The organism is Pseudomonas sp. MWU349 (assembly GCF_017947325.1).
Lineage (GTDB): Bacteria > Pseudomonadota > Gammaproteobacteria > Pseudomonadales > Pseudomonadaceae > Aquipseudomonas > Aquipseudomonas protegens.
This window is the reverse complement of sequence record NZ_JAFEVP010000004.1, coordinates 226,097-245,280: the sequence shown is the minus strand read 5'-3', so window position 1 is coordinate 245,280 and position 19,184 is coordinate 226,097. Positions and strand designations below refer to the sequence as shown.

The following is a 19,184-nucleotide window of genomic DNA, read 5'->3' as shown; positions in this document are numbered from 1 at the left end:
TTTGTTCGGCGATAAAAACCTCTGTAGCCGCTGCCGCAGGCTGCAATCGACCCGCAGGGTCGCGGCGCCCTTCAGCGCACAGCAGGGCCTGCGGCAGCGATTACAGGGTGGTGGTCAGCGGCCCTTGGCCCACAGGTACAGCCCCACCAGCAGGCCGATGCCGCAAATAATTGCAACATAATAGGCCGGGCCCATGGGGCTTTCCTTGAGCAGCCAGGTCACCACCATCGGCGTCAGGCCACCGAAGATCGCGTACGCCAGGTTGTAGGAAAACGACAGGCCGCTGAAGCGCACCACCGCCGGGAACGCCTTGACCATTACATAAGGCACCGCACCGATGGTGCCGACGAACAGGCCGGTCAAGGCATACAGCGGGAACAGCCACTGCGGGTTGTCCAGCAGGCCGTGGTAGAAGGTCCAGGAAGTGGCCAGCAACAAGGCGCTGCCGAACACGAACACCTTGCCCGCACCGAATCGGTCCGCCAGGGCACCCGAGGCCACGCAGCCCAGGCTCAGGAAGATAATGGCCAGGCTGTTGGCTTCCAGGGCGGTAATGGCCGGGAATTTATAGACGGTCTGCAGCACGGTGGGGGTCATCAGGATCACCACGATGATCCCGGCGGACAGCAGCCAGGTCAGCAGCATGGAAATCACGATCGCCCCGCGGTGATCGCGCAGCACCGTGCGCAGCGGCAGTTCTTCGGCCAGGGCCTTGCGCAGTTGCAGTTCGGCGAACACCGGGGTTTCGTGGAGCAGGCGGCGCAGGTACACCGAGAACAGGCCGAACACCCCACCCAGCAGGAACGGGATCCGCCAGGCGTAATCCGCCACTTCCACCGGGGTATAGATGCTGTTGATCGCAGTGGCCACCAGCGACCCCAGGAGAATCCCGGCAGTCAGGCCCGAGGTCAGGGTGCCGCAGGCATAGCCGATATGCCGCTGGGGCACGTGTTCGGAAACGAACACCCAGGCCCCGGGCACTTCACCACCGATGGCCGCCCCCTGGATCACCCGCATCAGCAACAGCAGGATCGGCGCCCACAGGCCGATCTGCGCGTAGGTCGGCAACAGGCCCATGATCAGGGTCGGCACCGCCATCATGAAGATGCTCAGGGTGAACATCTTCTTGCGCCCCAGCAGGTCGCCAAAGTGGGCCATGACGATCCCGCCCAGGGGCCGCGCCAGGTAACCGGCCGCGAAGATCCCGAAGGTCTGCATCAGGCGCAGCCACTCGGGCATGTCCGCCGGGAAGAACAGCTTGCCGACCACGGTGGCAAAGAACACGAAGATGATGAAGTCGTAGAACTCCAGCGCCCCGCCCAGGGCAGACAGGGACAATGTCTTGTAGTCACTACGGGTCAGCGGACGGGCGGGTTGCGCAGGCTGCGCGGCGCTCGAAGGCACAGTGGTCATGGCAAGGGCTTCTCTTATTAGTCGGTTCTGGAAGCCGCAACAGCGCTGGTTGGGGCCTGGCAGGTTCGGCACGATAGCAAATTGTTCGAATGCGTACACAGCGGCGCACAAATGACTCACAAATTTGCGAACTGGACGGGTCGTCGCGGAGTCTATCGACCGATATACTCGCAGACCTCGAAGCGCAAAGCCGCTTCTGGCAAGGGTTGCTGTGCGAAAACGCTGCTGCGCGCCCCTGGCCCTGGCCAGCGCCAGTCGATTTCGCAGAGTTTCCCTTTAGCACGCCTTAGAAAGAACGTGACGAACGTAGTATGTTCGGGCTGAATCGTTTTTCCTGAAGACGGCTATTCACCTGAAGTACCCATGAAGCGTCACGGGTCAGAGGCCCCCCGGCATGATAGAACTCGAACAAGAAGATCCAATCCCGCAAGGCGACCTGGCCTTGCAAATCACCGCACTGCCCCGTGAAACCAACGGCTTTGGCGATATTTTCGGCGGCTGGCTGGTCGCGCAGATGGACCTGGCGGGCACCGCCATGGCCAGCCGCGTGGCCGGCGGCCGGGTGGCCACGGTGGCCATCGACCGCATGGCGTTCCTGGTGCCGGTGGCGGTGGGCGCGCAGCTGTCCTTCTATACCCAGACCCTGGAAATCGGCCGCAGCTCGATCCAGATGATGGTCGAAGTGTGGAGCGACGACCCGCTGTCCAGCGAATGGCGCAAGGTCACCGAGGCGGTGTTCGTGTTCGTCGCCATCGACGGCAGCGGCCGCACCCGCTCGGTTCCACCCCGCGCACGTTAAACCTGGAGGCGGTCATGCGCGCCATGACCGCCCACACCTTGCGAACGAGAACAGCAGCATGCCTACGCCCCAGGTCGAAACGCTCAAACTGGATGAATTGAACTGCTGGCGCATCCGCCACGGTGACGCCGAACTGCTGGTGGCCCAGCAGGGCGCGCACATCCTCAGTTATCAAGTGGCCGGGCAACAGCCGCTGATCTGGCTCAACGACGAGGCCGTGTTCAAGCGCGGCAAGAGCATCCGCGCCGGGGTGCCGGTGTGCTGGCCCTGGTTCGGCAACTTTGCCCGCAACCCGCAGGCGGTGCAGGCCATGCGCCAAGGCACTGACCCGGCGCCGGCCCACGGCCTGGTGCGGGCCACCGACTGGGAACTGCTGGGCATCGAAAGCCAGGGCGACAGCCTGCTGGTGGAGCTGCGCCTGCCCTGCCCCGCGGGTGGTTTTCCCGGCTGGCCCCATCCAGTGGAACCGCGCCTGAGCATCCGCCTCGACCAGCAACTGCACATCAGCCTCACCAGCCACAACCTGGGTACTGAAAGCGTGAGCATCAGCCAGGCGCTGCACAGCTACTTCGCGGTCAGCGATGTGCGCAACGTGCAGGTGGAGGGCGTGGACGGGCTGAACTACATCGAGACCCTGGAAGACTGGAAGACCAAGGTCCAAAGCGGCGCCCTGCGCTTTAGCGGCGAGACCGACCGCATCTACCTGAATGCTCCGACGCAGTTGGAGATCGTCGACCCCGAGTGGCAACGGCGGATCCGCCTGAGCAGCGAAGGCTCGCGCACCGCGGTGATCTGGAACCCCTGGGTCGACCGCGCCGCCCAATTCAGCGACATGGCCGACGACGGCTGGCAGCGCATGCTGTGCATCGAGACCGCCAACGTGATGGACGACATCGTCACCCTGGCACCGGGCGCCAGCCACACCCTGAGCGTCAGCATCAGCGCCGCCCCGCTCTGAGCCCACCTGCCCCGTAGGAGCTGGCTTGCCAGCGAAGAGGCCCTCAAGACCGCTTTCGCCGGCAAGCCGGCTCCTACCGTTCAGCGGCGTTCAAATGCGCCGCTTCAGAGATCCGATTCCTTGACCACCCGCACCTTCGCCGCATCCAGGGCGTAGGCGGCGTCGGCCAGGTCGTTGCTGACCTTCTCGATCTTCAGGGTGCCGGTCACCCACAGCGGCGTGTAGATGTCATCGAGCTTCAAGCCCTTGGGAAAGCGCACCAGCACCAGCTGGTTGGGCGGCGGCGGCGGCACGTGGATACAAGCGCCCGGGTACGGCACCAGGAAGAACAGCGTGCTACGCCCCTTGGCATCGGCTTCCAGCGGCACCGGATAACCGCCGATGCGAATCTGCTTGTCATTCATGGCCGGCACGGTCTTGGTGGAATACATCACCGCCGGCAACCCCTTGCTCTGCTTCAGGCCGCCCTTTTCGGTGAAGGTGCCATTGGCTTCCGGGGAGTTGTGGTCGATTTCCGGCATCTGCTCCAGGGCTTTCTGGTCCGACTTGGGCATCAGTTCCAGCCAATCGGTTTCCGGCAGTTCGCCAGCCTGGGCCAGGCCGCAGCCCAGCAGAACAAAGGTCAATAGAAGACGGCGCATGTGAGGGTAGCTCGGTCAAAAGGGAAGGACGGGAAAACCCGGGCATTCTAGTGCCCAGACCGTCAGATGCGTTGAAGTTTCAGATGAAGAAAAAGGCTCCCCTCCGCGCGAACGGCAGAGGGGGCTTGCAGCGTGGTTCAGCTCTTCTTGACGAAGCCGTAGATCACCAGCAGAACGATCGCGCCCACCAGTGCACCGATGAAACCGGCGCCCTGGCCCGCATGGTAGATACCCAGGGCCTGACCGCCATAAGTGGCGGCGAAGGAGCCGGCGATACCCAGCAGGATGGTCATGATCCAGCCCATGCTGTCGTCTCCCGGCTTGAGGAAACGCGCCAGCAGACCAACGATCAAGCCGATGAAAATGGTTCCGATAATGCCCATGGCTGTTCCTCTGTAAGGGGGGATCAAGCCAAAGCCTAGCCAGCACTTTGGCATCCTGCTATCAGAGAACGGCGGGAAACGAAGGTTCCCGCCCGCCGGTGGATTTGTTACTCGGCGATCAGTGCTTGCACCTTGAGGATCTGCGCTTGCAGGGTCGCCTGATCGGCGCAGCGCAGGTTGGCGTGGCCGACCTTGCGCCCGACCTTGAAGGCCTTGCCGTAGTGATGCAGGTGGCAGTCGTCGATGGCGATGACTTGGTCCACCGGTGGCACTTCGCCGATGAAGTTGATCATCGCGCTCTCACCGACCTTGGCCGTGGAGCCCAGGGGCAGGCCGGCCACCGCCCGCAGGTGGTTTTCGAACTGGCTGCACTCGGCGCCTTCGGTGGTCCAGTGCCCGGAGTTGTGCACCCGCGGAGCGATCTCGTTGGCCTTGAGGCCGCCGTCCACTTCGAAGAACTCGAAAGCCATGACGCCCACGTAATCCAACTGCTTGAGCACGCGGCTGGAGTAGTCCTCGGCCAGGGCCTGCAACGGGTGGTCGCTGCTGGCCACCGACAGGCGCAGGATGCCGCTGTCGTGGGTGTTGTGCACCAGCGGGTAGAAACGGGTTTCACCGTCACGGGCACGCACGGCGATCAGCGAGACTTCGCCGGTGAAGGGCACGAAGCCTTCCAGCAGGCAAGGCACGCTGCCCAGTTCGGCGAAGGTGCCTGCGACGTCGGCGGCGCTGCGCAGGACCTTCTGGCCCTTGCCGTCGTAACCCAGGGTGCGGGTCTTGAGCACGGCTGGCAGGCCGATGCGCGCCACGGCGGCGTCGAGATCCACCTGGGACTGGATGTCGGCGAACTCCGGGGTAGGAATCCCCAGGTCCTTGAACATGCTCTTCTCGAACCAGCGATCGCGGGCGATGCGCAGGGCTTCGGCGCTCGGGTAGACCGGCACGAACTGCGAGAGGAAGGCCACGGTTTCCGCTGGCACGCTCTCGAATTCGAAGGTCACCAGGTCCACTTCATCGGCCAGCTGGCGCAGATGGTCCTGGTCGCCGTAGTCGGCCCGCAGGTGTTCGCCCAGAGGGGCGGCACAGGCATCCGGCGCCGGGTCGAGGAAAGCGAAGTTCATTCCCAGCGGAGTCCCCGCCAGGGCCAACATGCGGCCCAGCTGGCCGCCACCGATTACACCGATCTTCATCGTCAACAACCTCAGGCGACGCGCGGGTCTGGATTGTCCAGGACGCTGTCTGTCTGTTCAGCACGGAATTTTTTCAGCACCGCGTGGAACTGCGGGTGCTTGGCGCCCAGGATGCTCGCCGAGAGCAGCGCCGCGTTGATCGCGCCAGCCTTGCCGATGGCCAGGGTGGCCACGGGGATGCCAGCGGGCATCTGCACGATGGACAGCAGCGAATCCACGCCCGAGAGCATCGACGACTGCACCGGCACGCCCAGCACCGGCAGGTGGGTCTTGGCCGCGCACATGCCCGGCAAGTGCGCCGCGCCGCCGGCCCCGGCGATGATCACCTCGATGCCACGCGCCTCAGCCTCTTCGGCGTACTGGAACAGCAGGTCCGGGGTGCGGTGTGCAGACACCACCTTCACCTCGTAAGGGATGCCGAGCTTTTCCAGCATATCGGCGGTGTGGCTAAGGGTGGACCAATCGGACTTGGAGCCCATGATCACGCCAACCAGTGCACTCATCGTCGTGCCTCTTCTCTCTGGGCGCCCGCAGGCGCGTCAAAAACAACAAGCCACGCGAAATGCGTGGCTTAAATTGTACGAATTATGGCCAGGCGAACCGGCCGAAGGCCGCGCAGTATACCGAAAAAGGCGCGTTAAACGCACTTTCGCCGACCATCTGCAAAACAAAGTATTTGCGGCGCAAAACCCCGGTTTTATTGACCCCAAGGTCAATCCCGCCCCCCTCGCAGGCGCTGGCTTGCCAGCGAAGAGGCCAGCCCTGCGATCACCACCCTCCCGGTCGACGCTTTCGCCGGCAAGCCGGCTCCTACAAAAAAACCTGCGCCTATCTCCCATAAGAGCGGGCTTGCCAGCGAAGAGGCCAGCCCTGCGATCACCACCTTCCCGGTCGACGCTTTCGCCGGCAAGCCGGCTCCTACGTGGCCGCAGCTTGCGCGGCAGCACCTTCCAGCTTGCGCCACAGCAAGCGCACGTTGGCCTTGCGCACCAGGGCGCAGCGGTACAGGCGAATCTCCAGCGGGACATGCCATTGCGCCCCGCCGCACACCACCAGCTCGCCCCGGGCCAGTTCGGCGCGCACGCTCAACTGCGGCACCCAGGCAATGCCCAGCCCTTCCAGGGCCATGCTCTTGAGGCTGTCGGCCATGGCGGTTTCATAGACGGTGGTGAAACGCAGGTTGCGCTGGCGCAGCAGCAGGTTCACCGAACGCCCGAGGAAAGCCCCGGCGCTGTAGGCCAGCAACGGCACGCTGGCCTCGCCTTCCAGGTCGAACAGCGGCTTGCCCTGGGCATCGGCGGCGCACACCGGGAGCATCTCGGTGTGCCCCAGGTGCAGCGAGGGGAAGATTTCCGAGTCCATCTGCAAGGCCGCGTCCGGGTCATAGAAGGCCAGCATCAGGTCGCAGCCGCCTTCGCGCAGGGCATGCACCGCATCACCGACGTTGGTGGCCACCAGCCGCGTGGCGATGTTCAGCCCTTCGTTGCGCAATTGCGCGATCCAGCGCGGGAAGAAGCCCAGCGCCAGGGAGTGGGCGGCCGCCACCTGCATCACCTCGCCCTGCCCGCCTTCCAGGTGGTGCAGGTGACGCACCACCTCGCCAAGCTGTTCGACCACGGTGCGCGCGGTGACCAGGAACAGCTGCCCCGCCGCCGTCAGCTCCACTGGCGTGCGCGAGCGGTTGACCAGGGTCAGGCCCAGGGCCGCTTCCAGGCTGCGGATCCGCCGGCTGAAGGCCGGCTGGGTCACGAAACGTCGCTCGGCCGCCTGGGAAAAGCTGCGGGTGGCGGCCAGGGCACTGAAGTCCTCGAGCCATTTGCTTTCCAGATTCATCACGTCCTCCCGGACACGCACCATTTTAGGTCACACGTTCGCCGGCAACCCGGCGTCACACCGGCATTATGCCGAATATGCATAGCCCAGTGTTTAACAGCATTGGCCCAAAAATTCCCTTCGGCCTAGGATTCGCAGCGTTCCCGGCACAGACCGGGTCCCTATCGAGATGATCTCCGTCATGTCCTCCGCTGCATCTTTCCGCACAGAAAAAGACCTGCTTGGCGTACTCGAAGTACCGGCTCAAGCGTATTACGGCATCCAGACCCTGCGAGCGGTGAACAACTTCCGTCTCTCCGGCGTTCCGATTTCGCACTACCCAAAACTGGTCGTGGCCCTGGCAATGGTCAAGCAGGCAGCTGCTGACGCCAACCGCGAACTGGGTCATCTGAGCGAAGCCAAGCATGCCGCCATCAGCGAGGCCTGTGCCCGCCTGATCCGCGGCGACTTCCACGAAGAGTTCGTGGTGGACATGATTCAAGGCGGCGCTGGCACTTCGACCAACATGAATGCCAACGAAGTCATCGCCAACATCGCGCTGGAGGCCATGGGCCACAGCAAGGGCGAATACCAGTACCTGCACCCGAACAACGACGTGAACATGGCGCAGTCCACCAACGACGCCTACCCGACCGCGATCCGCCTGGGTCTGCTGCTGGGTCACGACGCCCTGCTGGCCAGCCTCGACAGCCTGATCCAGTCGTTCGCCGCCAAGGGTGAAGAATTCAGCCACGTCCTGAAAATGGGCCGTACCCAGCTGCAAGACGCCGTGCCGATGACCCTCGGCCAGGAATTCCACGCCTTCGCCACCACCCTGGGTGAAGACCTGGCTCGCCTGAAGACCCTGGCGCCGGAAGTGCTGACCGAAGTCAACCTGGGCGGCACCGCCATCGGCACCGGCATCAACGCCGACCCGCGCTACCAGCACCTGGCCGTACAGCGCCTGGCCACCATCAGCGGCCAGCCGCTGGTACCGGCGGCCGACCTGATCGAGGCCACCTCCGACATGGGCGCCTTCGTGCTGTTCTCCGGCATGCTCAAGCGCACCGCGGTCAAGCTGTCGAAGATCTGCAACGACCTGCGCCTGCTGTCCAGCGGCCCACGCACCGGCATCAACGAAATCAACCTGCCAGCGCGTCAGCCCGGCAGCTCGATCATGCCCGGCAAGGTCAACCCGGTCATCCCGGAAGCGGTCAACCAAGTGGCGTTCCAGATCATCGGCAACGACCTGGCCCTGACCATCGCGGCCGAAGGCGGCCAGTTGCAACTGAACGTGATGGAGCCGCTGATCGCCTTCAAGATCTTCGACTCGATCCGCCTGCTGCAACGCGCCATGGACATGCTGCGCGAGCACTGCATCACCGGCATCACCGCCAACGAAACCCGTTGCCGCGAACTGGTGGAGCACTCCATCGGCCTGGTCACCGCGCTGAACCCGTACATCGGCTATGAAAACGCCACCCGTATCGCCCGCATCGCCCTGGAAAGTGGCCGTGGCGTACTGGAACTGGTGCGCGAAGAAGGCCTGCTGGACGACGCCATGCTCGACGACATCCTGCGTCCGGAAAACATGATTGCCCCGCGACTGGTTCCGCTGAAAGCCTAACCGCCGCGCCCCCGAAACATGCAACACCGCTCACCAGGTTGAGGGACTAGACACCTCTCACCTTTTGAGGGCTTGGAGCTTCGTCTCCAGGCCCTTTTTTTTGTCTGGAGAAAAGCAGAGTTTGTAAGGGGATGCCGCCCGGCATCGAAGCGGATTCGCTTTGTTTTGTAGGGCAAATCCGAGAGAATCCCCCACGCCTTTGAGCGCCTTGTACCCCTTCGAACGATCAGGCAGTCTCCCGGTGCCGCTGCCAAATCAGCGGCCCGGATGTGGAAGTCTGGGATAAAGGACGTGCAGTCGTCTCATTCGAACATCCTTGCCGATCCGGCTTGGGTGAACTCGATCTATGGCGGCTGTGCGTAGGGCACCTTCGGGTGCGCCGGTTCCTTTAGCCCGGTCTTCCACACCTGCGCACGGCTGCCACCCTCTCATGTGGAAGTGAGATCCGGCGGTTTCTTAAACGCTAAAGGAACCAGTCTCATGAAAAAGCTCGTCCCCGATCCACCCTTGCCCACCGCTCATCCGCGCCGCGACCCGGAGCTGGACCGCAGCAACGCCAACCTGCTGGCCGCCTTGCATGGCACCCGCCATCGCCCCTTCGGCCTGCGCGACGCCCAGGGCCACCCACTGTTCGCCGTACAGCCCCAGGTGAATGCCGAAGACGCCCTGATGCACGTTTCCTTGCTGCTCAAGTGCGCCGAAGAGGTGTCCGATGAAATCACCGAACGGGCCAGCGGCATCGAGCGTGGGCTGATCTGGTCCATGGTGCATTCCGTGGAAATGGCCCGCGCCGTGGTGGACGCCCTGCTCGACGGCGCCCGCCCCGGCCCCGCCTAAAACACCGCCCCGTAGGAGCTGGCTTGCCAGCGAAGAGGCTTGCCCTGCCTTCACCGGCATCCCGGCCGACGCCTTCGCCGGCAAGCCGGCTCCTACAGGTCTTGCGAACGTCATGGGGCCCTTGTTTTAAACCAGCACAATCCATCGCCCAAGGTGGATAATCGCTCCTCCCAAACATCCGCCATCCCCGAGGCACCGCAGTCGATGGACCCGACGCACACCCAAGCCCTGCAACAGCTACGCAAGCTGATCCCCATCGGCCTGCGCCATGCCCAGGCCCTGCTGGAACGCTGCGCAGGCGATCCGCAGCAAGCCGCCGAGCTCTACAAAGGCGAGCTGTTGCAGGTGCTGGTAGACAAATCCGGCCTGCCCCCCGAGCAAGCACGAGAACACTTGCTCAACGCCGGTTACGACCTGAACCGCGCCCTGCACGCTATAGAAGAAGCGCGCTTCAGCCTGACCCAGCGCATCCTGCGCAAGCATCACCGGGACAAGGGCCAGGCCCTGGACCTGATCGCCCAGGCCATCGAAACCGCCGAGCAACTGCCGCGCCAGTACTGGCTGGATTTCCAGCGTCTGGAACAACTGCCCACGGTGCTGCGCTGCTTCATGGTGCTCCACGAGTGGCTGGCCTTCGAGGACTGGGAGGGTTTCGACAGCGCCCTGCACTTTCACCTGCCCCAGGCCATCGCTCAGTTCAGGCACCTGCAACTGGACGCCCTGGCGCACACCCTGGAACAGGCCGATCAGCGCCAGCAACAGGTGCGGGCCGCCCATGCTGCAAGCGACAGTGCCACCGAGCTGGCGGCTCGGGTCAACCAGGACCCGCTCTTCAACCGTTGCCAGGACAGTTATCGCCAACATCGAGCCCAGCTCGACGAGCGTCTGTTGGAGTGGGTGGAACAGCATCTGCCAGCATTTCCCGCCTGAGCGGCGCTGTCGCCGCTCACGCCACTCCTCGTCACACCCCAGAAGCCGGTAGACTGCCGCCCTCACCGAACACGGACCTCGGATTCAGCCCCCATGGAATTGCACTACCGCATCACCCCCGCCCACACCGAAGCCTGGATTGCCGAACCGCTGAAGCAGGAACTGCTCAAGGGTGATCAGCAGCATGTCCGGGTCATGACCTCATTTGCCCGTTGGCAAAGCCGCTTGATCGGTCCAGTGATGTTCACCCTGTGCCTGATCGGCGGCTGCCTGTCGATCTACTTCCCCGAGCGGACCTTCACCCCGGAGAAGGTCATCGCCATGGTGGCGTTCGCCTTGATCTTCATCCCCCTGTGGTGGCGTTTTTCCGGACGCTGGATCAAGCACCTGCAAGCCCGGATTGCCGCCACCCCGATCAAACCCCAAGCGCCGTTGCGCGGGTTGAGTCAGCGCCTGATCGAAACCCGGTTGCGGGCCGTCGAAGGCACCTATTACCTGAACTTCGACGACCAGGGCTTCACCCTGCTCAACGCTCGCGGAGGTCAGAGCAGCCTGGCCTGGAAGCAGATCGCAAGCATGCAGGAAATACCCGACTTCTACCTCGTGGCAGACGCCGATATGGAGCGTCAGGGCAAGGCCTATTTCATCGCCAAACACAGTGACCTGATGCCGATCGAGGAGTACCAGCAAAGGCTGCAGGCGTTTCTAAGCAAATGCCCAGTGGCACCGCCAGCCCACTGAGCGCGCCTCGCCTCCCCTCGACGCCCCACCAACGGACTTTGCATGCACACATCAGCGTTCTCCCCCCGCCCGGCCCGCGCGCTGGCCATCCTCGGCACCGGCCACGCCCTGCCGCAGCGGGTGGTCACCAGTGCCGAGCTGGACCGCCAGCTCGGCCTGGAAGCCGGCAGCGTGGCGCGCATCAGCGGAGTGCAGCAGCGCCATGTCGCCGACCCTGCGGATACCGCCGCCAGCCTCGGCGCCAGCGCCGCGCGCCGGGCCCTGCACGCGGCGGGCCTGGCGCTTGGCCAACTGGACCTGATCGTCTGCGCCAGCGGCACCCAGGACCAAGGCATGCCCTGCAACGCCGCGCTGCTGCAACGGGAATTGGGCCTGGGGCAGTCGGGCATCCCGGCCATGGACATCAACGCCAGCTGCCTGGGCTTTATTGCCGCCCTGGATACCTTGTCCTGGCCGATCCAGGCCGGGCATTACCGGCGCGTGCTGCTGGTGTGCGCCGACATCGCCTCCTGCGGCCTGGACTGGCAGCAGGTGGAAGTCTGCGGCATCTTCGGCGACGGTGCGGCAGCGGTGGTGCTGGGGGCGGGCAATGCCGGGCAGAATATCCTCGCCTCGCGCCTCAGGACCTACGCCGAGGGCGCTGCGCTGTGCCAGATCCCCGCCGGCGGTTCGCGCTTTCATCCACGGCGCATCGAGGTGCCGTTCGAGCCCCTGACCAGTTTCACCATGCAGGGCAAGGGCGTGTTCCGCCTCGCCGCCAAGCACCTGCCCGAACTGATGGACGATTTGCTGCAGCAAGCCGCACTGTCCCTTGCGCAGATCGACTGGATCATCCCCCATCAGGCCAGCCAACAGGCCATGCAGCATGCGACCAAACGCCTGAGCCTGGGGCCGGAGAAAGTCATCGATATCTTTGCCCGGCATGGCAATCAGGTGGCGGCCTCGCTGCCCACCGCTCTGGACATCGCGGTGCGCGACGGGCGCATTCAACGCGGGCAGACCCTGATGCTGATCGGCACCGGCGCGGGCCTGTCCCTCGGCGGCCTGATCCTGGAGTTCTGATGAAGATCCTGGTCACCGGCGGCACCGGTTTTATCGGTCGGCATCTGGTCTGGAAGCTGGCCGCCGAAGGCTGCGAGGTGCAGTTCAGCGGGCGCAACCCCGAGGCGGCGGCGCAAGTCATTGCCCACAGCCCGGCGCCCGTGCGTTGGCTGCCCCTGGAGCACGGCAGCCGCCATGCCAAGCGCCTGATGGCCGACGCTACCCGGGGGTATGACGCCATCGTCCATTGCGCGGCGCTGTCCTCGCCCTGGGGTTCGCCCCAAGCATTTGCCCAGGCCAACCTCGATTCCACCGCCGAGGTGATCCACGCCTGCGGCAAGAACCGCATCCCGCGGCTGGTGCATATCTCCACCCCGAGCCTGTATTTCAACTTCAGCGACCGCCTGGGCATCCGCGAGGACCAGCCGCTGCCACCACCGGTGAACGACTACGCCCGCAGCAAGGCCCAGGCCGAAACCCTGCTGGCAGACGCCAAGCTGCCCGAATGCGTGATCCTGCGGCCCCGGGCGGTGTTCGGCCCCTGGGACGCAACCCTGATGCCGCGCCTGCTGCGGGTGATGCAACGCGGGGCGATTCCGCTGATGCGCGGCGGCCAGGCGCAGCTGGACCTGACCTGCGTCGACAATCTGGTGCACGCGGTGTGGCTGGCCCTGACCCGGCCCCTACCGCGACCGCTGTGCGTCTACAACCTGAGCAACGCCACGCCGCTGGCCTTCAAGGACCTGCTGCAACAGATGGCCGAGCACTTCCAACTGCCGCTGCGCACCCGTCGCCTGCCCTGGCCCCTGGTGCATGGCGTGGCGCGCCTGCTGGAGCTCAAGGCACGGCTGGGCAACGGCGCCGAACCCTTGATCACCCGCTATGGCGCCGGCGTCCTGGCCTTCAGCCAGACCCTGGACATCAGCGCCATCCAGCGCGAGCTGGGCTACCACCCGGTGATCAGCCAGGACCAGGGCATCGCCCAGCACGCCCAATGGTGGCTGGCCCAGCAGAGGCAACGAGCATGAGCCGCCGTGTGAGCTTGAAGATCCTCCGGGCCGGCTGGTGCCAGCATCTGGAATGCATGGCCGACCGTGGCGGGCGCCTGGCGCCGGTGCAATTTCCGGCACTGTGCGGACTGATCCAGCACCCGGAGCACGGCTGGATTTTGTACGACACTGGCTACGCCGAACACTTCTTCCAGGCCACACGCACCCTGCCCGAGCGCCTGTACCGCAGCGCGGTGCCGGTGCAGCTGCCGGTGGCCGAGCAGTTGGGCGCGCAATTGCATGAGCTGGGCATCGGCCCGGGGGATATCCGCCATGTGATCATTTCCCACTTCCACGCCGACCACATCGCCGGGCTGCGGGATTTTGCCAATGCCCGTTTCATCGCCCTGGAAGCCGATTACCGGCATATCCACAGCCTGCGCGGCCAGCGTTGGCGCGCCACCTTGGGCGGCCATCTGCCGGGCCTGCTGCCGGACGATTTCAGCGCCCGCCTGCGCCTGGCCGAAGCCAGCCCCAGCTGTGCGCTGCCAAGCTGGATGGCGCCCTTCGAGCAAGGCCTGGACCTGTTTGGCGATGGCAGCCTGATCGGCGTGCCGCTGCCGGGGCACAGTGCCGGCCAGCTGGGCCTGTTCATCCCCGACGCCCAGGGCCGGCCGGTGTTCCTGGTGGCCGACGCCTGCTGGTCGGTGCCGGCCTGCCGCGCCGAGCGCCTGCCCGCTGCACCGGCACTGTGGTTTGCCAGCGCCGACCGTCAGCAATACGTGCGCACCTACAGCGGCCTGGGCCAGCTGATTCGCCGCGAACCAGCGGTGGCGGTGCTGCCGTCCCATTGCACCCACGCCTGGGAGGCCTTCGTTAATGAACAGTGAACGCCTACTGGGCACCCTGCGCAGCATCGGCGCCTTCGTGTTCAGCCGCTACGCCCTGCGCTTTCGCCGCCGCGAGCGGTTGGAAGCCTGGCAGGCCCGGCGCCTGCGGCACTTCATGACCAAAGTCCTGCCCCGTGGCCAGCGCTTCAACGGGCTGACCCAAGACGGCCTGCACAGCTTGCCGCTCATGGACAAAGCCGCCCTGATGAGCGACTTCGCCGGCTTCAACACCCGCGCCCTGAGCCTGGAACAAGTGTTGCCGATGGCCCTGCAGGCCGAGCGTTCCCGGGACTTCAGCCCGACCCTGGGGGACATCACCGTGGGCCTGTCCAGCGGCACCTCGGGGGCCCAGGGGGTGTTCCTGGTCAGCAGCGTGGAGCGCCAACGCTGGGCCGGCATCCTGCTGGCGCGCACCCTGCCCCGGGCCCTGTTGCCCCGGCTGCTGTGCCCCTGGCTGGCGCCGCTGCGCATCGCCTTTTTCCTGCGGGCCAACAGCCGCCTGTACACCACCCTGGCCAGCCGCCGCATCGACTTCGCCTTTCATGACCTGACCCTGGGCCTGGCCGCCTCCCTGCAACGCCTCAACCAGCAGAACCCGGACGTGCTGGTGGCCCCGGCCACGGTGCTGCGCGGGCTGGCCCAGGCGGCCCTGGCCGGGCAGCTGACGATCCGCCCACGGCATATCCTGTCGGTGGCCGAAGTGCTGGAAAGCACCGACGCCGAGCGGGTGCAGCAAGCCTTCGGGCGCCAGCCGCAGCAGATCTATCAGGCCAGCGAAGGCTTCCTCGGCTACACCTGCGAGGCCGGCACCCTGCACCTGAATGAAAGCCACCTGCACATCGAGCCGCAATGGCTGGACCCTGAGCGCACGCGCTTCCAGCCGATCATCACCGACTTTTCCCGGCGTACGCAGTTGATCGTGCGTTATCGCCTCAACGACATCCTGCGGGTGGCCAGCGCGCCCTGCCCCTGTGGCCGTGCGGAGCGGGCCATCGCCGCCGTGGAAGGCCGCGCCGACGAAATACTCTGGCTGCCGCGGCTCGACGGCCAGCAGCTGGCACCGCTCTATCCCGATGTGTTGCGCCGGGCCCTGCTGATGCTGGGGGCGGAACTGGAGGAATACCAGATCCAGCAGCGCGGGCTGCTCTGGCAGGCCAGCCTGCATACCTCGGGCGACTACCACGGGCTGTGCCAGCGCTTGAGCGAAGCCCTGGCCGAACTCTGCGCGCAACAAGGGCTGCAGGCGCCGCAGTTGAGCTTCGGCCACTGGCAGGCAGCGCCGCCACAAGCGAAAAGACGCCGCCTGCTGATGCTGCAACTACCCGAGGGACTGCCATGCGTGTACTGATTCTCGGCGCCCGGGCCCCGGCCTGCCTGGAGTGGGCCCGGGCCTTTGGCCAAGCCGGCTGGACGGTGACCGTGGCCGACTCCCTGGCCCAACCCCTGAGCCGCTTCAGCCGCGCCGCCGAGCACTTCGTGCGCCTGCCGGAGCCGCGCCACGACCCGGATGCCTGGATCGAAGCCCTGGCCGGGGTCATCCGCCAACAGGCCATCGACCTGCTGCTGCCGACCTGCGAAGAGGTGTTCTACCTGGCCCACGGTCTGGAGCGCCTGCGGCCTTTGTGCCGGGTGTTCACCAGCGACTTCGAGCTGCTGCACCGCCTGCATCACAAGGGCGATTTTGCGGCCATGACCCAGGGCTGGGATGTGGCCGCGCCGCCAACCCGGGTGCTGCATGATCCGGCTGCGCTGCAAGCGCTGGCCGCCGAGCACGACGCCCTGGTGTTCAAGCCGGCCTATTCGCGCTTCGCCTCACAGACCCTGATCCGCCCGAGCCCGGCGCAACTGGCCAAGGTCCGGCCCAGCGCCGAGGCCCCCTGGGTGGCCCAGCAGTTCGTCCCCGGCCAGGAATACTGCAGCTTCAGCGTGCTGGTGGGCGGCCAGTTGCGTGCCCACAGCAGCTACCAGCCGCGCTACCGGGTCGGACGCGGCTCGGGGATCTACTTCCACAGCTGCGCCCCGGCGCCGATCCGCGCCTTTCTTGAGCAGTTCGGCCAGGCCACCGGCTACACCGGGCAGGTGGGTTTCGACTTCATCGAAGACCACCAGGGCCGCTTCCATGTCCTGGAGTGCAACCCCAGGGCCACCAGCGGCGTGCACCTGTTCGACGACCAGCGCGCGCAATTGGTAGCGGCGCTGGGCAGCGAAGCCGACGAAACGCTGGAGGCGACCCTGGAACCGCGGATGATCGCCCTGGCCATGCTGCTTCTGGCGGCGCCGCAACGGGCCTTGAGCCGGGCGTTCTGGCACGACTACCAACAAGCCCGGGACGTGATAGTGCAGGACGGCGATCGCGGCCCGCTGACCGCCCAGCTGCTGAGCCTGAGCGAGATCATCGGCCGCGCCCTGACCCGCCGCTGCGGGCTGCTGGCTGCCTCCACCGCCGATATCGAGTGGAACGGCCAGCCCCTGGGGGCACCGCGCCGATGAAGCTGCTGCTGCCCGAACAACTGGCCCTGGAGCCTCCGAGCGCTGGCGACAGCCACGCCCGGCAGTACGTGCGCACCTGCGCCGGCGGCGCGCTGATCGGCAACGTCAGCACCACCCTGGCCCTGCTGGACACCGGCCGCCAGCAGTTCCCGGTGAGCATCAACCACAGCCACGACCCTGTGGATAACTGTTACGTGGTGTCGCCGCAGACCGCCTACAGCGGCTATGCCCGGGAAGAACTGCAGCGTCTGCGCCGGCCCTGGCTGGCCTGGCCCTTGAAGCTGCTGACCCAAGGTGTGGACCGGCTGCTGAGCGCGGCCAAGGTCGACCGCCTGGTGCAGGTCAACAACTGGCTGCTGTCGACCAACCTCTACCCCGCCGATTGGGATGGTTCGGATTTGCCGGCGATCACCGAACTGCTGCGCCGGCAGTTTCCCGACCACGGCTTTGGCTTTCGCTCCCTCAACGACTTCAGTAACCGCGCACTGCGCAAGCGCCTGCAAGCCCTGGGCTACCTGGCGATTCCCAGCCGTCAGGTGTACCTGTTCGACGGCCGCGAGGGCGAAAATTCAGCCTTCCTGCGCCACCACAACACCCGCCTGGACGCCACCCTGCTGCGCCGCAGCCCATATACGGTGGTGCCCGGCAGCGAGCTGAACGAGGCCGACTTCCAGCGCATCGAGCAGCTATACAACCTGCTGTACCTGGACAAATACAGCCACCTCAACCCCCACTACAGCGCCCAATGGCTGCAACGCGGGCAGGCCGAAGGCTGGCTGGAGGTGCGCGCCCTGCGCAACGCCGAAGGGCGCATCGACGGCGCCTTGGGCTGGTTCGCCAACAGCGCGCTGATCAGCACCCCCATCGTCGGCTACGACACCGCCCTGCCCCAGCGCGCCGGCCTGTACCGGCAACTGACCAGGCTGTGCCTGCAAGAGGCGGTGAACCGCCGTCAGGTGCTCAACTTCAGCTCCGGCGCCGCCGCCTTCAAGCGCCTGCGCGGCGGTGAGCCAGAGATCGAATACAGCCTGATCCACGTCGCCCACCTGCCCTGGCCACGGCGCCTGGTGTGGCAACTGATGGGCCTGCTGCTGCAACGGATCGGCGTGCCCCTGATGAGGAAGCTCAAATTGTGAACAGTCACGCGGGCTGGTGGCCCGTCGCCCTGAGCCGGCAGCTGCACAAGCAGCCCCTGGCCTGCACCCTGCACGGCGTACCGCTGGTGCTGTTTCGCGATGCCGACGGCGCCGCCGTGCTGCCGGACCGCTGCCCCCACCGCTTTGCGCCGCTGAGCGCCGGGCGGGTGCGCGACGGGCAGCTCCAGTGCCCCTACCACGGCTGGCGCTTCGACCCCCAGGGCCGCTGCACCCAGTTGCCCGGCCAGGAGCAGCAGCGGTGCAGCCAGCCCTTGCTGCAACCCGTGCACAGCTGCGAAGCCCAGGGGCTGGTGTGGGCCAGCCTCGCCAGCGAGCGGCCGAATGCCCCGCCGGTGGCCGCCGCCGAGCAAGCGCAGGCGCTGGATGTGTTCTGGATCAGCGACCGAGTGCAGTGCAGCTTGCAGGACGCCGCGGAGAACTTCCTCGACGGTTTCCACACCCATTTCGTGCATGCCGGCTGGATTCGCCACGATCGCCAGCGCCAGCGCATTCGCGCCTGGGTGCATCAGCTCGAAGACGGGGTTGAAGCGCAGTACAGCGAAGAAGGCACCCAGTCCGGGCTGATATCGCGGCTGTTCGAAGGCGAACGCGGCCTCAGCATGGGGCGCTTTCGCCTGCCGGGGCTGGCGGAAATCGAATACCGCGACCGCCAGGGCCGGCTCAACCTGCTGGTCAGCGCCTGGCTCAGCCCGGCCGCCGAGGGCGAACTGCGCCTGTTCGCGCGCATCGCCACGGCCCGCGGGCGCTTGCCGGGCTGGCTCAAGCGCGGCGTGCTGCAACCCTTGTTCAAGGTGATCCTCAAGCAGGACCGGCAGATCCTGGAAACAGTCAGCGCCAACCAACAGCGCTTCGCCCAGGTGCCGCTACGCTGGCAGCGGCCCACCCCTCTGGACAGCTCGCTGGATCTGCTGGGGCCGTGGATTCGCCAGTTGCTGGAGCAGGGTGAACTGAAGGACTTCCAAGAGCGCCGAGAGCAATTCTGGCTGTAATCCCGTAGGAGCCGGCTTGCCAGCGCCTACGGCTTGGCAGCGAGATCAAAGGGATGCTGCAGGCCTCTGTTCGCGGGGTTTTGCGGGGCCTCGCAAGAACCGATTCAGCCCCCCGTACAGCCTGCCGTTCCTCGGCTCGACGCGCTATATGCAGACGGCGAGCCCGCGCACCGGTATAGTGCGCCCCCTCTTCACGTGGACAGCCGTCGGTAACGAGGCTCAAACCCACGGGAAACCCGAACTAATAACAACCCGCGAATAGAGAACCGGGACGAACAATCGCCCCACCGCTTTGCC

The 19,184-nt window shown here is 65.7% G+C and carries 19 protein-coding genes; 13 read left to right on the top strand and 6 right to left on the bottom strand.

Translation table 11 applies throughout. The features are described from left to right. Positions 1–114 precede the first annotated feature (114 nt). On the bottom strand, positions 115–1,404 hold the full coding sequence (locus KCG88_RS17450; protein ID WP_199522032.1) for an MFS transporter: 1,290 nt from the start codon (positions 1,402–1,404) through the stop codon (positions 115–117). Positions 1,405–1,807: 403 nt separating this feature from the next. Between KCG88_RS17450 and KCG88_RS17445 the strand changes: the two genes are divergently transcribed. After that, positions 1,808–2,212 carry an acyl-CoA thioesterase gene (locus KCG88_RS17445; protein WP_003229628.1) on the top strand — a complete coding sequence of 135 codons (405 nt, stop codon included), beginning with the start codon at positions 1,808–1,810 and terminating at the stop codon, positions 2,210–2,212. 58 nt (positions 2,213–2,270) lie between these two features. Continuing rightward, the gene (locus KCG88_RS17440) at positions 2,271–3,170 is read left to right on the top strand and encodes a D-hexose-6-phosphate mutarotase (protein WP_210712796.1); all 900 of its coding nucleotides are present in this window, start codon (positions 2,271–2,273) and stop codon (positions 3,168–3,170) included. A 104-nt stretch (positions 3,171–3,274) separates the two neighbouring features. On the opposite strand, the gene KCG88_RS17435 is transcribed toward KCG88_RS17440, so the two are convergent. From KCG88_RS17435 to KCG88_RS17415, 5 genes are all read right to left on the bottom strand, one after another. Continuing rightward, positions 3,275–3,811 (bottom strand): DUF3299 domain-containing protein, encoded by a 537-nt coding sequence (locus KCG88_RS17435; RefSeq protein WP_011064288.1) that lies wholly within the window; start codon positions 3,809–3,811, stop codon positions 3,275–3,277. 137 nt (positions 3,812–3,948) lie between these two features. Continuing rightward, entirely contained in the window at positions 3,949–4,194 is a 246-nt protein-coding gene (locus KCG88_RS17430) for a GlsB/YeaQ/YmgE family stress response membrane protein (protein ID WP_016967062.1), read from the bottom strand. Between the two features lie 107 nt (positions 4,195–4,301). Then, positions 4,302–5,384 carry a 5-(carboxyamino)imidazole ribonucleotide synthase gene (locus KCG88_RS17425; RefSeq protein WP_047338142.1) on the bottom strand — a complete coding sequence of 361 codons (1,083 nt, stop codon included), beginning with the start codon at positions 5,382–5,384 and terminating at the stop codon, positions 4,302–4,304. Positions 5,385–5,395: 11 nt separating this feature from the next. Next, positions 5,396–5,887, bottom strand: coding sequence for a 5-(carboxyamino)imidazole ribonucleotide mutase (gene purE / locus KCG88_RS17420; protein WP_016967060.1), 492 nt, complete (start codon positions 5,885–5,887; stop codon positions 5,396–5,398). A gap of 415 nt (positions 5,888–6,302) precedes the next feature. Continuing rightward, entirely contained in the window at positions 6,303–7,217 is a 915-nt protein-coding gene (locus KCG88_RS17415) for a LysR substrate-binding domain-containing protein (protein ID WP_011064292.1), read from the bottom strand. Between the two features lie 181 nt (positions 7,218–7,398). Between KCG88_RS17415 and aspA the strand changes: the two genes are divergently transcribed. From aspA to KCG88_RS17360, 11 genes are all read left to right on the top strand, one after another. Beyond that, a complete protein-coding gene (gene aspA, locus KCG88_RS17410) occupies positions 7,399–8,823 on the top strand; it encodes an aspartate ammonia-lyase (protein ID WP_047290036.1) in 1,425 nt (474 codons plus the stop codon). A 480-nt stretch (positions 8,824–9,303) separates the two neighbouring features. Beyond that, on the top strand, positions 9,304–9,660 hold the full coding sequence (locus KCG88_RS17405) for a DUF3077 domain-containing protein (protein ID WP_047290038.1): 357 nt from the start codon (positions 9,304–9,306) through the stop codon (positions 9,658–9,660). A gap of 204 nt (positions 9,661–9,864) precedes the next feature. Continuing rightward, on the top strand, positions 9,865–10,590 hold the full coding sequence (locus tag KCG88_RS17400; RefSeq protein WP_210712795.1) for a hypothetical protein: 726 nt from the start codon (positions 9,865–9,867) through the stop codon (positions 10,588–10,590). Between the two features lie 93 nt (positions 10,591–10,683). Then, positions 10,684–11,331 carry a hypothetical protein gene (locus KCG88_RS17395; RefSeq protein WP_210712794.1) on the top strand — a complete coding sequence of 216 codons (648 nt, stop codon included), beginning with the start codon at positions 10,684–10,686 and terminating at the stop codon, positions 11,329–11,331. Positions 11,332–11,373: 42 nt separating this feature from the next. Beyond that, positions 11,374–12,393, top strand: a complete 1,020-nt coding sequence (locus KCG88_RS17390) for a beta-ketoacyl-ACP synthase 3 (protein ID WP_210712793.1) — start codon at positions 11,374–11,376, stop codon at positions 12,391–12,393. Further along, positions 12,393–13,400 carry an NAD(P)-dependent oxidoreductase gene (locus tag KCG88_RS17385; RefSeq protein WP_210712792.1) on the top strand — a complete coding sequence of 336 codons (1,008 nt, stop codon included), beginning with the start codon at positions 12,393–12,395 and terminating at the stop codon, positions 13,398–13,400. The genes KCG88_RS17390 and KCG88_RS17385 overlap by 1 nt, the downstream gene beginning before the upstream one ends. Then, positions 13,397–14,251, top strand: a complete 855-nt coding sequence (locus tag KCG88_RS17380; RefSeq protein WP_210712791.1) for an MBL fold metallo-hydrolase — start codon at positions 13,397–13,399, stop codon at positions 14,249–14,251. The genes KCG88_RS17385 and KCG88_RS17380 overlap by 4 nt, the downstream gene beginning before the upstream one ends. Continuing rightward, positions 14,241–15,599: a F390 synthetase-related protein gene (locus tag KCG88_RS17375; RefSeq protein WP_210712790.1), complete on the top strand. Its 1,359-nt coding sequence runs from the start codon at positions 14,241–14,243 to the stop codon at positions 15,597–15,599. The genes KCG88_RS17380 and KCG88_RS17375 overlap by 11 nt, the downstream gene beginning before the upstream one ends. Continuing rightward, a complete protein-coding gene (locus KCG88_RS17370; RefSeq protein ID WP_210712789.1) occupies positions 15,587–16,741 on the top strand; it encodes an ATP-grasp domain-containing protein in 1,155 nt (384 codons plus the stop codon). The genes KCG88_RS17375 and KCG88_RS17370 overlap by 13 nt, the downstream gene beginning before the upstream one ends. Then, positions 16,738–17,877 carry a hypothetical protein gene (locus KCG88_RS17365; RefSeq protein WP_210712788.1) on the top strand — a complete coding sequence of 380 codons (1,140 nt, stop codon included), beginning with the start codon at positions 16,738–16,740 and terminating at the stop codon, positions 17,875–17,877. Before KCG88_RS17370 ends, KCG88_RS17365 begins: the two co-directional genes overlap by 4 nt. Beyond that, positions 17,874–18,887 (top strand): aromatic ring-hydroxylating dioxygenase subunit alpha, encoded by a 1,014-nt coding sequence (locus KCG88_RS17360; protein WP_210712787.1) that lies wholly within the window; start codon positions 17,874–17,876, stop codon positions 18,885–18,887. The genes KCG88_RS17365 and KCG88_RS17360 overlap by 4 nt, the downstream gene beginning before the upstream one ends. Positions 18,888–19,184 lie beyond the last annotated feature (297 nt).